The organism is Paraciimarium castrense LEGE 11436 (assembly GCF_056633055.1).
Genome location: NZ_JBSJOW010000001.1, coordinates 1 through 14,422, shown reverse-complemented (window position 1 = coordinate 14,422; position 14,422 = coordinate 1). Strand labels below are relative to the sequence as shown.

Below are 14,422 nucleotides of genomic sequence, written 5' to 3'. Positions count from 1 at the left end.
TCAGTGTGGTTCCTGTGCGTGTTGAAGAACCTCGGAGAGCGGGAAGGTCACGGTGCTTTGCTTGATGTCACCTGGTTGCCACCAGTTGATCCCGCTCACATACACCGGTGGTGATGCTCGCTCACCCGAAACTGAGCAGATGGCAACACGGAATTGTTCGCGTTGGTTGTTACTGCATTTGAGCTCGTTGAAGGTGAGGGTCAAGCTGTCCGCTCCCTCAACACGGCCCTTCACTTCAATGAAGACCAGGTTGCCGTTGGCGTCAGAGGATTCGATGTCGTAGCCAATGCCGCGCTGGGCACTCCGATCCACCGGGTTACGCCCCAGCGCACGCTCCGCTGCGAACACGGCCTCCATCGCCAGCAGCTCCACCCGCTTGCGGGCTTCAGCATCGACGCTGGCATTGGGCGTTTCGCCTTTGAGCTGGCGGAGCAGGCCCGCCGGCAGTATCAGTGCTCCGCCCTTGATCAAGGGCACCCGGGCACTGATCTGGGCTTCCGCATCGAGGGCCGCCATGCGTTTGCCCAGCCGGTTCACCAGCAGCTCCGCCCGGTCCTTGGCCACCTGGGCCGGCAGACGGGTTTTCTTCCCTGCGGAATCCTTGTGCTTGAGCTCCTCGTACTGGCGGCTCCAGTGGTTGATCTGCCGCTGCATGCGGGCCAGGATCTCCTGGCGTGCCTTCTCGATTCGCCCCAGCCGCTCACGCCTGATCTCTTCAAGGTGCTCCGGCACCAGGGTCTGCATGGCGTGGGCCAGCACCAGCTGATCCCAGTCCTGGTTCAGCCAGCCATCGGCCAGCAGCGGCTGGATCAACTCCCGCTCGCCGTCGCGCAGGGGCCGGTAGTCGAGGTAGGGGGCTGAGCCGGCAGTCTTGGCGCCGCCGGAGCGGGAGATCTCCAGGAACTGCAGCCGGTTCGAGATCAACTGCTGCTGCCCCTGGCGGTTTTTGCGGCCGTCCTGCAGCCCGTGTTCGAGGCAGACCAGCAGCCGCGGCTCAGCGCCCGGGTCCTGGTCGTCGATCAGCACCGCCCCCTGGCCCAGCACCTCGCCGTTGCGCTCCCAGATCAGGGAGATGCAGGCCTCCAGCAGGGGATGGCCCGGGCTCACCAGCTCAGCTCTCGGGCTTTGGCCCACATGCTCTTTCTCAAAGCAGATGCGCTCGTAGCGCGGCTGCACCGGCACCCCCACGCCGATCTGCTGATCGCGATCGAGCAGCTGGGGTGACACGTGCGTGATCTCGTATCTGCCCTGCTCCCGGGGGAAGGCCTTGCCGCCCAGCCGCCGGAACGCCTCCAGGAAGAAGTCGTGGACGTAGTGGGGGTGGATGCGGCGCGCCATCGCCCGCTCCATCTGCTGCCTGAGATCCCGCACCTTGCTGGTGTCCATGCCCTGTTTCACCAGGGCGCGGCGCTCCAGCAGCTCCAGCAGGTGATCGGAGTTCACCGCCTCATCGATCTCCTGCATCCGCGCCTTGACGGCGGGATCGGCGTTGTAGCGCACTGCATCCATCAGCAGCTCCCGCAGGGAGCGGCCGGTGAACAGTTGGCCGAGCACGTCGAACACCTTGTCGCCCAGCGCCTTGCGGGCGTTGTCGAGCTTCTCGAGCAGCTGGATGTACACCTCGCCTTCGCGGGTGTCCTGGGCCAGCAGGTTCCACAGGTGGCAGACCTCCTGTTGTCCGATCCGGTGGATCCGCCCGAAGCGCTGCTCCAGCCGGTTGGGGTTCCAGGGCAGGTCGTAATTCACCATCAGGTGCGCCCGCTGCAGGTTCACGCCCTCCCCGGCGGCGTCGTTGGCGAGCAGCACCACCACCTGGGGGTCGTTCATGAAGGCGTGCACCACCTGCCGCCGGCGATCCCGCGGCACCCCACCATGGATCTCCACCACCGCTTCGTCGCGGCCGAGACGGTTGCGGATCTTGCGGGCCAGGTCGGTGAGGGTGTCCTTGAACTCGGTGAACAGCACCAGCTTTCGCCGCCCGCCGTTCTCATCCACCATCAGCGGGTCATCGAGGATCCGATCGAGCTGCTGCCACTTGGCATCGGTGCCGGCATTCACCACCTTCTTGCTGAGCACCTCCAGCTCCTTGAGGGTCTGGATCTCGAACTCCAGCTCCGCCAGGGTCTGGGCCGAGGTGGCGTTGTCGATGAAGGCGTTCTCGGTTTCCTCGATCTCCGCCGCCGTGTCCTCCTCATAGAGGTTCTCGATCTCGTCGAGATCCAGCGCGTCCAGCTTGCGATCCAGCTGCAGCCGATCCCCCACCTGCCGGCCCTGCAGTAGCAGGCGCTCCTCCTTCAGCCGGGCCTCCAGGCGCTCACGCCTGCGCTCGATCGAGCGGTGGATGGCGAACGGCGAGCTTGCCAGCCGCCGCTGCAGGGTCATCAAGGCGAAACCCACATTCACCCGCCGTTTGCCGCCACCTTCGGCGTTGGCGTTGCGGTCAGCCCGGTTCATCTCGTCGCGCACGTATTCGGTGACGCGCTCGTAGAGCACCTTCTCGCTGGGGCTCAGCTCGTACTGGGCGGTGTAGCTGCGCCGCTCGGGGAACAGCTTCTTGCCTTCAAAGGTGTAAAGGTCCTCCTTCACCAGTCGCCGCATCAGATCCGTGGGATCGCTGCGGTGCACGGCGTCCTTCTCCTGCCCCGCAAATCGGTCCTCATCCAGAAGGGCCATGAACAGCTGGAAGTCCTCCTCCTTGCCGTTGTGGGGCGTCGCCGTCATCAGCAGCAGGTTGCGGGCATGGTTGCCCACCCGCCTGCCCATCGCATAGCGCTTGGTGGTCTTGAGCTCAGCGCCGAAGTAGTGGGCGCTCATGCGGTGCGATTCGTCGCACACCACCAGATCCCACTCGGGGGCCTGCTCCAGCCGGGCCTGCAGCTCCTCATCGCGGGAGAGCATGTCCATCCGTGCGATCAGCAGCGACTTCTCGGCAAAGGGGTTGCCCAGCCCCGTGGCGTTGATCAGATCGCGGGTGAGCAGCTCGAACTGCAGCTCGAACTTCTCCTTGAGCTCGTCCTGCCATTGCTCCGTCAGCGAGCCCGGCGCCACGATCAGGCAGCGCTCCAGCTCGCCGCGAATCAGCAACTCCTTGATCAGCAGGCCGGCCATGATCGTCTTGCCGGCGCCGGGATCGTCGGCCAGCAGGTAACGCATCGGCTGCCTGGGCAGCATGTGCTCGTAGACCGCACTGATCTGATGGGGCAGCGGGTCGATCGTGCTGCTGCTCACCGCCAGGTAGGGGTCAAACAGGTAGGCCAACCTGATTCGCTCGGCCTCGCTCACCAGACGGAACTTGTCGCCATCGCCTTCAAAGCTCCAGCGGCGGCCGCTGGAGACCAGCTCGAGCTCGGCCTCCTTGTCGCGGAACAGGATCTGGGAATGGAGGTTGCCCTGCCCGTCCCGGTAGACCACCTGAGCGGCCTCGCCCATCATCTGGCTGCTGATGATCCTCACGGTCTCCCGGCCGACCAGGCCCTTGACCTGGGCATCGGGCTTGAGGTCTTCCAAGCGGGCGGTCATCGCGGCGTGCCCCCCTGTGGTTCAACCGCCTGTGGCGGGTGGGGTGGCATGAGTGTGAGCGGACGCTGCGGCCAGTCTGCACCTAGCGGAGGCGGTGTGGCAGCACACCAGAAGCACTTCGAGCCGCGAGTCTTGGATCTATGCACGGAGCACATACTTTCAGCCCTCCAGCTGTTGCGCGGCGCCGATCCGGCCCAGTTCCTGGGCGGTGTGGCGCAGCACCGGGTGCTCCTGCCAGTCGGCCGGCAACGCCAGCCACACCGGACTGTGGGGGCGGGAAGCCTTGGGACCCAGGCCCAGGGGCCAGCGCTGCAGAGAGGCCCAGGTGTCGGCCTCCCGATCGGCCACCACCAGAGCCAGGGCGCTGCCCTGGATCCGGCCGACCCAGTCGTCTGGGGTCTGCAGGCTGTTGCCGCCGCTGCGCAGGGGGAGCCCCAGCTCCCGCAGGAGCCGCCGCAGTCCGGGCGCCACACCGCGATCGGGCACCAGCGCCTCCGCCACCCGCCCGCCGGGGGCAGGCCTGCCGGGGGGAGCGCCCACCAGCACCGGCGCCTTCGGGCAGAACGCCAGGGCCAGGGGCAGCTCCCCCAGCGGCAGCAGCTCCAGCTCCTGGTGGTTCAGTCCTTCCGCCTCCTCCAACTCCAGACCTGAGATCAGGGCACCATCGAGCACGCCCTGGCGCACCAGCTCCAGCCAGTTGGCCGCCGCCCGGAACCGCTGGGGGGTAGGTAGCAGCCAGGGGCAACCCGCCAGCAGGGGGTGATGCAGCAGGTCGCTGCCGATCCGGGCGACACCGGCGGCGAGGCGATGGGCGCGGCAACCCAGGCGCAGCAGCCGCATCGAGGCGGAGGTGCCGTAGCCACAGCCCCAGAGCTGGCGGCGATCACGCACCAACCCGAAGTCGTCGGCCAGGAGCCGGTAGCGGCGGCTGATGGTGGGCTGGCTGAGTTGCAGCAGCCGGCTGGTCTGCACGGTGGTGCCGCAGAGCTCCAATAGATCGAGCAGGCGGATGTCGTGCAGCAGCTCCGGCAGGCGGTAGTGATGGGCCTGGGCCAGCGACGGGGGGCGCGGGGAAGCCATGGGATGGATGAGGCGCTGGGAGCAGCCTCAGCAGCGCGGGCCGTTTTTCTTGTGTTCTTTCTGCGAAAGAGCAAAGCCCTCAGACAGATCCCAGTCGTGACATGGATCTATAGTTGCTCTTTCGCTCGTAGGGCCTTGCGGTGGCACGCCCCAGCGGCCAGGCTGCGGCCATGACCAGCCCGCCGATCGCGCCCTCGCCAGCGCCCCTGCGCTGCCACCTGCTGATCGGCCCCCCGGCCAGCGGCAAGACCACCCTGGCCGGCGTGCTGGCCGAACTCACCGGCGCCGTGGTGCTCTCCACCGATGTGGTGCGCGGCGAGCTGTTCGGCGATGCAGCCGTGCAGGGCCCCTGGCGGGACATCGAGGCCCTGCTGCACCAACGCATCCGTGAGTCGGTGGCAGCCGGGTTGCCGGTGATCGTGGATGCCACCCACGCCCGCCGGCCCTGGCGGCTAGCGATCACTCAGGCCCTGAACCTCCCCGCTCCGGTGGAGTGGATCGGCTGGTGGCTCTACACCCCCCTCGCCACCTGCCTGCAGTGGAACCAGACCCGCAAGCGCCTAGTGCCCGAGCCGGTGATCCGCGAAATGGCCGCTGCTTTGGCGGACCCAGTGTTCGGACCCTCGCGCGCGGAGGGATTCGCGGCGGTGGTGGCGGTGGTGCCCACCCACCAGCGGGAACTCCAACCGCTGCTGCGCGACGAGCTGGCCCGGCTGGATCACCGCATCCGCTCGGCCCGCAACCGCGAGAAGCACTTTGCCCTGCACGGCTACTCCCGGCTGCTGGATCTCGAGCGGCTCCTCTACCTGCTGCGCCTGCTGAGCAGCTACCCGGAACTCTCCGCCGCCGACCCCGCCAGTCGCGCCGAGCTGGAGGCGATCGTGTCGCCCCTGCCCGAGGGCGACCTGGCGGATCAGGCCGCCGCTTACCTGCGCCGGCTGCACGGTGAGTGCTACGGCGACGCGACAGCGATCCGCTCCGATCTGGCCTGGCTGGCGGCCAACGGCTTCTGCCAGAGCGAGCCCTCGCTCGCGCCGATCCAGCCTCCTCCACAGCCGCCACCGCCAGTGCCCCTGCAGTCAGGGGAGCCGCGGCCTGGTGGGGTGCACGGTGGCTACCCACCCCTGGGTGATACGCCGGTGTTCCAGCGGGTGTTCACCCTGCTGCGCCACCTGCTGCAGCAACCCTTTGACCGGGAAGCCGGCACCCCTCTGCCCGAGCACCTGATCGCCCAGACGGAAATCATCCCCGGCGCCTACCTGAGCGGAGAAGCCGCCACCCTGCGCAAAGACCTCGAGAAGCTGCTCACCCCCTATGGCTTCCGCCATCGCAACGACAACGTGCGCCATGGCTACGCCATCGGCACCGCCCTGCTCTCGGCCCACCGGCTGCGGGAGATCCATGGGGTGGTGAGCCAGGCCGCCGGCCGGCTGGCCGATCCCACTGCCCAGGATCTGCTGGCTGAACTGGAGCAACGGCTCCAATGGGGAGGCGTTGCGCTCGACACGGCAACCCCGGTGCGGGCGTTCGCCAACCGCTCGATCGTGAGCAGCGCCCTGGTGCGGCCCGATTCCCTGGCGGTCGAGCGGCAGGCCGAGGCCCTGGAAACGGCGATCGTGGAGCGGCGCCGTATCGAGCTGGAGCGCTACGTGTCGGTGGGCTCCTTCGCGGACAGCCCCAACGGCACCTTTCGGGTGTGGCCGCTGCAGCTGCTCTTCCACAACATCGGCTGGTATCTGGTGTTCGAGGAAGACGCCATCGGCACCGGCGTGGGTCTGATCCGCAGCGAACGGATCGATCGCCTCGCCCTGCGCCGCAGCGAGCGGGGCAATCGGCGCAGCGATGAGGCCCACAGCCAGGCCCTGCGGCGTCTGGAGCTGCTGCTACACCACAGCGGCGGGATCTATTTCGGCAACGACCTAAAAACCCAGCTGCGGCTGGCCAGCCCCAATGCCCGGATCCGCGCCAGGCAGCTGGTGACGCTGCGCTTCTGCTGCCAGGGCTGGTGCTTTGCCTTCATCCGCGAGGGCCTGCAGCGCTACCCGATCGAGCACACCCGCTTCTCCAAGCCCCTGGCCGGCGAACACTGGTGGCACCACCCCAACGCGCCGCACGTGCTGGAGCCCGGCAGCCCCAGCGACACCCACCCTTATCCGGTGGAACTCGATCTGCCTCCCTGGACTGTGGAGCGCGACATCGATCTGCGCAACTGGTTGTTTGGCTTCGGGGCCGGCATCCGCATCGACAGCCCTGAGGCTCTGAGGGACGAGCACCGGCAGAAGCTGGAGACGGCCCTGGCGGTGTATCAGCCCGGCTGAAGGGGCTTCAGCTGGCCGCGGGCTCAGTTGAGCGAGCGGGACCGGCGCTGCTTGCGGGAGGCCTGTTCGATGGTTTTGAGCTCCTCGGCCTCCTGCTGCAGCTCACCGGCGACGGCCTCCAGGTCGTCTGCGGCGTCGCGCAGCTGGCTGCTCAGCTTGAGGCCTTGCTCAATCGAGGCGCTGTAGGCCGCTGCCGCCTGATCAATCTCAGCGAACAGCTCTTTGTATTCCTCCGGTGGGTTCCGGTCCCACTCCTCCATGGCGACCGCCGCCTGCTGCAGTACTTCCAGAGCGGAGCGCCAGCTGGCCTTGAGGCGGAAATCGAGATGTCGCAGATCCACGTTGGCTCGCTTGAGCTCCTTGGTGCTGGAGACCTTTGACAGGGCCAAGACCTGGCACTTGAGGTCGGCCAGCGAGGGTTCCTTCTGCCGCGCAGACCTGGCTTGAGCCGGCGCCTTGGCGGTTGCCTTGGCCGCTGCCTTGGCTTTGGCAACTGGCTTGGCTCCTTTCACTGCAGGGGAAGACTTGCGGGGCATCGTGCTCACTCAGCGAGGTCCAGCCCCAGCTGCTCACCGCCGCGCAGTTGCTCCAGCTCCCGCCGCAGGGCCTGGCTGGTCTGCCGTTCGATCCTGAGGGCTTCGCGCAGCTCATCGCGCTCCCGCCGGTAGCGGTTGGTGTGGGCGACGCGGCCACCGAGGCTCTGGTTGTTCTTGGCCAGTTGCTTGCGGCGCTCCACCTCCGCTTCGAAAGCGCGCTGCAGCGCATCAAGCTCTTTTCGCAACTGGCTTTCAGCCTTGGATTGCTGCTGCTCCGTTCGCAGAGCCTCGTTCTCTGCTTGTAGGGATTCGATCCGCGACTCCAGTCGCAGGATCTTGACATCCCTCCCTTTGAGGATGTCTTTGAGCTTGGTGATGAGGGCCAGCAACCCTCTCTCCTTCTGGCGGTGATCGAGAGCCTGTTCTTCACATTGGCTGGCGTAGTCACGCAACAGCCCTGTGCGGCGCTGCAGCACCTTGGCGGTGCACTCGTATTTGATGATCGCGATGACGCGGCAGCGCTCCAGTTCATCAAGCTCCTGAACAGGTTTCAGCCGCCGCAGTTCGTCGTAATTGGTGCACTCATGCCGTAGCTCCTGGGTGGTGACGTGCTCACGCGCCCCTAGGCGCGTGAGGTTGGTCAGCCGCACCCGGTCGTGCCAGTAATCGAAGAGAGCTTTCTGGTCTGCACCGCCGAGCATCCCGAAACCCTCCTGACCAGCACCAGATCGCCAACCGATCCTAAGGAGCGTCATCGCTGCAGGCCTCAGCGCAGAGGAGCCGGGCCTGCGGTCCGGCGGCTCTCCAGCCGCAGGATGCGTTGGGCATGGAGGTCGGTCTCGGCAGACCACTGCACGGGCGGCTCTGGCTTCTGCGGCGGTGGCTCTGCCGCCCCCACCCGATGGGAGCTTGCGTCCATGGTGGCCATGAGCAGCAGCACCACCAGCAGCTCAGCAGCCAGGAGCAGGTCGATCTGGGGCATGGCGAGAAGGGATCAGGCGTCAGTGAGCACAGCCTCAGCCCCTCGGCCCCGTTCTGGATCAATCCTCCTGCGAAAGAGCAGCGGCTGCAGTCGGCCTTGGGCGGACTGATTCCGCTTTGTTCGGACGATTCCAGCGACATTGTGAAGATTGCTGCGGATCTGCAGCTCCTTCCGCACCCCTCTCGCCTCAGTCTCCACGCGGGGTGATGCCAGAACCATTCACCACACGCATAGATCCAGCCTCCTGTGAATCGCCGCAGCTTGCAGCTGCATTCGGAAGATGGAAGTCGATGTGCAGCCTGGCATGGTCTTCCTGCCCCCAACTTCTGATTTCCCACCAGATCCGGAACCGCTGGAGCGCGAGGTGCTCAACAGCACTTATCTGGAGCTGAGGAATTGCTACTCCAGTCTGATGCGCAGCCGGGCCCAGCACCGGCGCCTGGCCAACAAGGCCAAGGATGAAACCGCCCTCCTCAAGGAACGGATCACGGCCCTGGCCAGCCGTGACCTGCCCCAACGCAAGGAACTCTACGAGCTCCTGGAGATCGTGACGGCCATTGCCGGTGACATCGAAGATGCCGGTGATGATCTGGTGAATGGCTTCAGCAGGTACAAGAAAGGCCGCCAGAGTTTTCAGGGTGGTGGATATATCGGTGATCTCATCCGTGCAGTGATCCATTTCATCAATCGCTGGGGCCGCACCAAGGACCGCCTCGGCGATCTCAAACAGAAGCAGCAGGAGCTGATCGATAAGTCGCAAGATCTGCTGACGCCGCCGCCACCCCCACCAGGCGGCAACGGCCACGGCCCCGCAGTCGCGACAACCCCACCGCCCGGGGACAGTGCGCCGGGGCCCATCGACGTCAGCACGAATGGGAGCCAGCCACAGCAGCCCATGCCCCAGCCACAGCCCCAGCCCCAGCCCCAGCCCCAGCCCCAGGATCAAGCCAAAGGAGCCGACGACCATGGGTGAAATCGCCGATACCCTCCGCTCCACCCTGCGGGAGCTGGCCCAGGCCGATGCCCGGCTCTATCGCGGTCTGGCGGAAGAGCTGGGTAATGGCGCCACCGCCGTCGAGGAAACCCGGGCCCTGATCCAGCCCGAGGGCGGCGCACCCGCCACCGAAGCCCAGCTGCTGGCCCTGAAAGGCGATGTCCTCCAGGAGCTCTGCGCGCAGAGGGGGATCAAGGTGGCCAAGCGCGCCCGGAAGGACGTGATGGTGGGCCTGCTGCTGGCGGATCCCAACGGCCCGCCGCCTCTGTCCCTGCTGCCCCCTCCCAAGACCAAAACCCCTTCAGGTGGGAAGGGGATGGGAGCTACGGGCGGCAAGGCCGGCACCGCTGAGATCCAGGCCCTGGAGCAGCGCCTCGTTCGTTTGGAGCAACTGGTGCTGCTGATCGCTCAGCAGGTGGGCGTGGCTCCGGAAGCGATCGAGCGGTTGCTGCCGCCGGCTGCTCCGCCAACCTGAAGCCGCGCAGGGACAGGCAGGCTGGAGGCTCTATATTCGCTATTCGCGAATGCCGAATGGCCTGGTTTGACCGTGGCCCGCTCACCCTCCAATCCCCAGCTCGTGCTGCGCCCGCAGGATCTGGTGGTGCTGCTGCGTCTGGCTCTGGAGCCGGGCCCGGCGCCCACCTATGCGGCCCTCGGCTCCGAGCTGGGCCTGACGGCCTCGGAGGCCCATGCGGCGGTGGAGCGTGCCGTGGCTGCGAGGCTGGCGATTAAGGATGAAGCAGGCAAGCCCTCAGTGGTTCGAGCTGCCCTGAGAGCCTTCGTGCAGCACGGTGCCCGCTACTGCTTCCCGGCCACGCAGGGTGGACTCAGCCGCGGGGTTCCCACCGGCTACGCCGCCTCCCCCCTGAATGAGCAGATCCGGCCGGGCCATGACCCACCACCGGTGTGGCCGTGGAAGAAGGGAACGGCCCGCGGTATTGCCTTTCATCCGCTCTACCCCACTGTCCCTGAGGCGGCGCAGCGCAACCCGGCTCTGGGGGAGCTGCTGGCCCTGTTCGACGCGGTGCGCGGCGGCAGCGCCCGGGAACAAGCCCTGGCGCTGGCCCTGCTGGAGGAGCGGCTGCAACCATGAATCCCAACGACCCCAACGTCTCCCTGCTGGAGCGGGCGGCTGAGCAGTTGGGTGAGGCGCTGCTCGAGCAGCTGGTCTTTGTCGGCGGCGCCGTGGCCGGTGTGCTGATCACGGATCCGGCGATGCCAGAGATCCGGCCCACCCAGGACGTGGATGTGATCTGCAGCGTGATCGCCAGGGCCGACTACCACCAGCTGGGGAGGCAGTTGCGGCAGCGGGGCTTCCAGGAGGACAGCCGGCCAGGGGCACCCCTCTGCCGCTGGTGCACAGACGATCTCATTCTCGATCTGATGCCAACCCAGGGCGAGATCCTGGGCTTCTCCAACCGTTGGTATCCCCTCGCCTTAGAGACCGCCCAGCTTCAAGAGCTGCCAAGTGGCTGCGCGATTCGGATCGTGACCGCACCAGTGTTCCTGGCCACCAAGCTGGAGGCCTTTCGCGGTCGCGGCCAGGGCAATTTTCTCTTCAGTCACGACCTGGAGGACCTCATGGCGGTGGTCGACGGCCGTGCCTCGCTGCTGGAGGAATGCAGGCTCAGCCCGCTTGAGTTGAGGAATGATCTGGCGGCTCAGTTCCTTGAGCTCTTGAAAACCTCTGCCTTCCTGGAGGCACTGCCTGCGTTCCTGCCGCCGGATCAAGCCAGCCAGCAGCGACTACCGGATTTGCTGGAGACCCTGCGGGCGATCACCGCTCTGGCTGAGCCTTGATCTGCAGCTCGGCGTAGCCGGTGGCCAGATCCAGCTTCCGGCTGAACTGCCACTCCGGCAGAAGACCGATCACCAGCTCCGCGGTGGTGCGCACCAGCGAACCCACGCAGAGGTGGCCGCCGATCACAGCGCCGCTGCTGCCTGAGATGGCGATGTGCAGGTGGACGCCATCGGGCGACAGGGTGCCGGAGAGGCTGAGGATCTCCAGGTCGCCCCTGATTGCCGTGGCCTCGGTCGCCCCCGCCAGGCGCAACTGGGCCACCGACATGCTGCCGACGGCGCTGAGCACGCAGCCGGCCTGCTCCTCCTGTTCGGCGATCCAGGCCTCCATCACCCGGCGCAGGTCGGCGCCCGGCTGCAGCCGCAGTGGTACCACCTTCATGGGGGTGGGCCCTCCACCAGTCCCTGGAACATCACCAGGGCGTCCATATAACCCAGCCGTTTGTGGAGGAATGCCCCCGGCAGGGTGCCGACCACCTGAAAGCCGTTGCGCTGCCAGCAGCGGATGCCGGCGGTGTTGGTGCTCACGACCAGGTTGAACTGCATCGCCCGGAACCCCAGCCGCCTGGCCGCCTGCAGGGAGTGCTGACAGAGGCGGCTGCCGACACCCTGGCGCCGGCACTGCTCGGCCACCACATAGCCCGCGTTGGCCACATGGGCACCGAGAGCCAGGGAGTTTGGCCTGAGGTAGTACGTGCCCACAAGGGCACCGGTCGCATCCACGGCCACCATCACCGCGTGGCTCTGCTCCACCCAGGCCACCCGGGCCTCGGCTTCGCAGATCGCCGGGTCGTGCGGGAAGGTTTCGCCGGCGCGGAACACCGGCTCCAGCAGCGACCACAGCGCCGGCCAGTCGGCCGCCTCGTAGGGGCGGATCTGCAGAGGCGATCGGGAGGAGGTCAGAGGAGCGCAGAGGTGGCCTGGTGATTGTCACCCCAACAGGAAGGCGCCCCGTGGGGGGCGCCTTTGCACCGGGTGCGGCGGTCACTTCCTCACACCTAGAACTGCCGGTCGGGTGTCTGTGGTTCACGCATGACCTGTCTTGGACCTGTCAGGGAAGGAATGGGGATCACGTCTCTGGGAAGAGATGCTCGGGGCTTGACCTTCTCGGTTGTGATCCAGGCCCGAGTTATGCAGCTCGGGGTTTCAACACGCGGGAAACAGAACTGGCGTATCGCTCTCTGCGGCTACGGGATGACGCTCGCGCCGCGTCACCGAGTTCACCTTCTGTGTGTCGCATCGTTGGCGCACCTCCGCTGTGCGCACCGGCTCGGGTGATCCCTGGCCGGACTCTGTTGGAGGGTGAGGGTCGGGTTTGCTCCCAGGCCTCCCCTCAACTTCAAGGTACGTCCCTTTTCAGCTGGCGGTGGCCCGCTGGAGTACCTGTTCCCGTACCACCAGAAACACAGCCAGCGCAACGATTCACAGGCTTGTCCATCGCCATTGCCATCGAGATCGGTGTGCCCCTGGCGCAGCAGATCCTGGGCACGGGCATAGGAGCCGATCTCCTTGCAGCTGTAGCGGCGGCCGCCAGGGATTGCGCCATAGGGGATCACCGCGGCGCTGCGGCCCTTACAGAAGCCCCAAGGCCGGGTGATGCCGCCCTCCACCTGCCAGACCCCGTAGCGCAGCCGGCTGGCGCGAAACCCCGCGCACAGAACCTCCTTAGCATCGCAGCCGCTCAGATACTGCCGCTAGCGCTAAGCCGCAGCGTCCTCGATGATCGCCGTGGTGGAGGCCTCCACCGCGCGGGCCACCTCCTTCAGAGCGGGATCGGCCGAGAGGCTGGCGAGCATCGCCTCGGGCCGGATCATGCCGATGCGGGTCTGGCCAGTTTCGGTGTAGACGGAGATCCGGCAGGGCAGCGCCATTGTGGTGCTGAGCAATGCGGCGGCCTGCTGGGGGTTGCACACCTCGAAGATGCGGCACTGCTCCAGGAACGGCTGACCTTTACTGCGCAGGGTGTGGCCCAGATCATGCACGGCCAGCACGCCGAAGCCATGCTCCGCCACCGCCTTCTGTAGGGCAGCGCTGGCCTCCTCGAAGGATTTCGGCGTGTCGATGATCAAGAACGGATCCATCGGTGGCCTCAGCGTGTGCCGTACCAACTGAGATACCACTGGGACATCTGCTGGATTTCATCGCTCTGCACCCGCACCATGGCCTGCTGCAACTGACGAAGCTCCGGGTGCTGCGAATTGGTCTGCGCCATCGAGGCCATCATCACGCCCATCTGGCGCGGGCCACCCACGCCTCCTCAAGTTCCATGCATGCCTGCACCGCCCCAACTCTGGAAGAGGCACCAGGTGCCAGCCCCCAGGGAGACCGTTAAGACTCCTCCCGTGGCCAAGAGCAGCAGTGCTGGACTTCCGAAGATCTTTCGACGTGAATCGTTGTTAGCTATCGTTTTGCCACCGCTCGCTTCACGCCTATTTCCATGGTGGCTATGGGCTAGCAAGTGGCTTGATAATCCGGCCGAATGTTCAACTGATCTCCTCCGGCCAGGGGCTGCTCAGACGTTGAGATTCGGGCAGATGACGTCCTGGTTCGGGACCGGATCGCTCTTCCAGTTTTCAAGCAGGTTCAGCAGTTCCGCTCTGAACTTGCGTAACTCCCGCAGGCGTTCGTCCACCAGGTCGATCTGTCGTTGGATCTGCTCATGGATGTCATCACAGGGGAGCTGGCCGGCATCGTGGACCGCGAGGCATCCCTGAATGTCATCGAGGCTGAGCCCCAGGGTCTTGAGCCGCCGGATGAACTCCAGGCGGCGCAGGCTGTCTTCCGCGAACAGCCGGTAGCCGCCGGCGCTGCGGCCCACCGCTGGCAGCAGGCCGAGCTCTTCGTAGTAACGGAGCGTCTTCACGGGCAGGCCGCTGCGGCTGGCCAGCGCGCCGATCTTCATGCCTGCAGGTGCCGGCGCCACACCTGGAGAACGGCCGCCCCGTGGTGTGGTAGCCGCGCGGGAGGTGACGGGGGCGCAGGCCACAGGAAGCAAACTGTCCATCTCAATGGAGACTGTAGCCCTCGCTGAGCGGCTTTCCGCCCCTGGCTTTGAGCAGCCTGGCCTTGACTCTCCAGCCAACTGGAGCCCATAGGTTAAAGGCACTGTCACCCGCAGCGCCCCAGCCCTTCCTCCAGCCCCGCGATGAGCACCCCGTCCGCCAGCCCTCCCTGTTGCCATGCCGAGGATCCA

At 66.4% G+C, this 14,422-nt stretch carries 15 protein-coding genes; 4 read left to right on the top strand and 11 right to left on the bottom strand.

Features of this window, described 5'->3' with window-relative positions:
- Both ACWJIO_RS00075 and ACWJIO_RS00070 read right to left on the bottom strand, forming a co-directional pair.
- On the bottom strand, positions 1–3,519 hold the full coding sequence (locus tag ACWJIO_RS00075) for a helicase-related protein (protein WP_480310568.1): 3,519 nt from the start codon (positions 3,517–3,519) through the stop codon (positions 1–3).
- Positions 3,520–3,678: 159 nt separating this feature from the next.
- Positions 3,679–4,599, bottom strand: a complete 921-nt coding sequence (locus ACWJIO_RS00070; RefSeq protein ID WP_480310567.1) for a hypothetical protein — start codon at positions 4,597–4,599, stop codon at positions 3,679–3,681.
- A 170-nt stretch (positions 4,600–4,769) separates the two neighbouring features.
- Between ACWJIO_RS00070 and ACWJIO_RS00065 the strand changes: the two genes are divergently transcribed.
- Complete coding sequence (locus ACWJIO_RS00065) at positions 4,770–6,917, top strand: AAA family ATPase (protein WP_480310566.1); 2,148 nt, start codon at positions 4,770–4,772, stop codon at positions 6,915–6,917.
- Positions 6,918–6,940: 23 nt separating this feature from the next.
- Here ACWJIO_RS00065 and ACWJIO_RS00060 read toward each other — a convergent pair whose 3' ends face one another.
- The 4 genes from ACWJIO_RS00060 to ACWJIO_RS00045 form a co-directional block, all read right to left on the bottom strand.
- Positions 6,941–7,306: a hypothetical protein gene (locus ACWJIO_RS00060; RefSeq protein ID WP_480310564.1), complete on the bottom strand. Its 366-nt coding sequence runs from the start codon at positions 7,304–7,306 to the stop codon at positions 6,941–6,943.
- A gap of 152 nt (positions 7,307–7,458) precedes the next feature.
- The gene (locus ACWJIO_RS00055; RefSeq protein ID WP_480310563.1) at positions 7,459–8,154 is read right to left on the bottom strand and encodes a hypothetical protein; all 696 of its coding nucleotides are present in this window, start codon (positions 8,152–8,154) and stop codon (positions 7,459–7,461) included.
- 65 nt (positions 8,155–8,219) lie between these two features.
- Positions 8,220–8,435: a hypothetical protein gene (locus ACWJIO_RS00050; protein ID WP_480310562.1), complete on the bottom strand. Its 216-nt coding sequence runs from the start codon at positions 8,433–8,435 to the stop codon at positions 8,220–8,222.
- Positions 8,436–8,622: 187 nt separating this feature from the next.
- The gene (locus ACWJIO_RS00045; protein ID WP_480310561.1) at positions 8,623–9,402 is read right to left on the bottom strand and encodes a hypothetical protein; all 780 of its coding nucleotides are present in this window, start codon (positions 9,400–9,402) and stop codon (positions 8,623–8,625) included.
- Between ACWJIO_RS00045 and ACWJIO_RS00040 the strand changes: the two genes are divergently transcribed.
- The 3 genes from ACWJIO_RS00040 (at position 9,401) to ACWJIO_RS00030 (ending at position 11,229) form a co-directional block, all read left to right on the top strand.
- Positions 9,401–9,904, top strand: coding sequence for a hypothetical protein (locus ACWJIO_RS00040; protein ID WP_480310560.1), 504 nt, complete (start codon positions 9,401–9,403; stop codon positions 9,902–9,904). The two genes, ACWJIO_RS00045 and ACWJIO_RS00040, sit on opposite strands and share 2 nt — an antisense overlap.
- 72 nt (positions 9,905–9,976) lie before the next feature.
- Entirely contained in the window at positions 9,977–10,522 is a 546-nt protein-coding gene (locus tag ACWJIO_RS00035) for a hypothetical protein (protein WP_480310559.1), read from the top strand.
- Entirely contained in the window at positions 10,519–11,229 is a 711-nt protein-coding gene (locus ACWJIO_RS00030; RefSeq protein ID WP_323243210.1) for a hypothetical protein, read from the top strand. The genes ACWJIO_RS00035 and ACWJIO_RS00030 overlap by 4 nt, the downstream gene beginning before the upstream one ends.
- Here ACWJIO_RS00030 and ACWJIO_RS00025 read toward each other — a convergent pair.
- From ACWJIO_RS00025 to ACWJIO_RS00005, 5 genes are all read right to left on the bottom strand, one after another.
- Positions 11,207–11,611 carry a PPC domain-containing DNA-binding protein gene (locus tag ACWJIO_RS00025; protein ID WP_323243209.1) on the bottom strand — a complete coding sequence of 135 codons (405 nt, stop codon included), beginning with the start codon at positions 11,609–11,611 and terminating at the stop codon, positions 11,207–11,209. The genes ACWJIO_RS00030 and ACWJIO_RS00025 overlap by 23 nt on opposite strands.
- A complete protein-coding gene (locus ACWJIO_RS00020; protein WP_480311477.1) occupies positions 11,608–12,105 on the bottom strand; it encodes an N-acetyltransferase family protein in 498 nt (165 codons plus the stop codon). Before ACWJIO_RS00020 ends, ACWJIO_RS00025 begins: the two co-directional genes overlap by 4 nt.
- Positions 12,106–12,929: 824 nt before the next feature.
- Complete coding sequence (locus ACWJIO_RS00015) at positions 12,930–13,310, bottom strand: DUF302 domain-containing protein (protein WP_480310556.1); 381 nt, start codon at positions 13,308–13,310, stop codon at positions 12,930–12,932.
- A gap of 8 nt (positions 13,311–13,318) precedes the next feature.
- Positions 13,319–13,480: a DUF305 domain-containing protein gene (locus ACWJIO_RS00010; RefSeq protein ID WP_480310554.1), complete on the bottom strand. Its 162-nt coding sequence runs from the start codon at positions 13,478–13,480 to the stop codon at positions 13,319–13,321.
- Between the two features lie 261 nt (positions 13,481–13,741).
- Positions 13,742–14,131, bottom strand: coding sequence for a heavy metal-responsive transcriptional regulator (locus ACWJIO_RS00005; protein WP_480310552.1), 390 nt, complete (start codon positions 14,129–14,131; stop codon positions 13,742–13,744).
- Between the last annotated feature and the right edge of the window lie 291 nt (positions 14,132–14,422).

Bases quoted from the DNA above. Each gene is read 5' to 3' on its own strand.
- ACWJIO_RS00075 (WP_480310568.1), bottom strand. From the start codon at position 3,519: ATGACCGCCCGCTTGGAAGACCTCAAGCCCGATGCCCAGGTCAAGGGC.
- ACWJIO_RS00070 (WP_480310567.1), bottom strand. From the start codon at position 4,599: ATGGCTTCCCCGCGCCCCCCGTCGCTGGCCCAGGCCCATCACTACCGC.
- ACWJIO_RS00065 (WP_480310566.1), top strand. From the start codon at position 4,770: ATGACCAGCCCGCCGATCGCGCCCTCGCCAGCGCCCCTGCGCTGCCAC.
- ACWJIO_RS00055 (WP_480310563.1), bottom strand. From the start codon at position 8,154: ATGCTCGGCGGTGCAGACCAGAAAGCTCTCTTCGATTACTGGCACGAC.
- ACWJIO_RS00050 (WP_480310562.1), bottom strand. From the start codon at position 8,435: ATGCCCCAGATCGACCTGCTCCTGGCTGCTGAGCTGCTGGTGGTGCTG.
- ACWJIO_RS00040 (WP_480310560.1), top strand. From the start codon at position 9,401: ATGGGTGAAATCGCCGATACCCTCCGCTCCACCCTGCGGGAGCTGGCC.
- ACWJIO_RS00045 (WP_480310561.1), bottom strand. From the start codon at position 9,402: ATGGTCGTCGGCTCCTTTGGCTTGATCCTGGGGCTGGGGCTGGGGCTG.
- ACWJIO_RS00030 (WP_323243210.1), top strand. From the start codon at position 10,519: ATGAATCCCAACGACCCCAACGTCTCCCTGCTGGAGCGGGCGGCTGAG.
- ACWJIO_RS00025 (WP_323243209.1), bottom strand. From the start codon at position 11,611: ATGAAGGTGGTACCACTGCGGCTGCAGCCGGGCGCCGACCTGCGCCGG.
- ACWJIO_RS00015 (WP_480310556.1), bottom strand. From the start codon at position 13,310: ATGGATCCGTTCTTGATCATCGACACGCCGAAATCCTTCGAGGAGGCC.
- ACWJIO_RS00005 (WP_480310552.1), bottom strand. From the start codon at position 14,131: ATGAAGATCGGCGCGCTGGCCAGCCGCAGCGGCCTGCCCGTGAAGACG.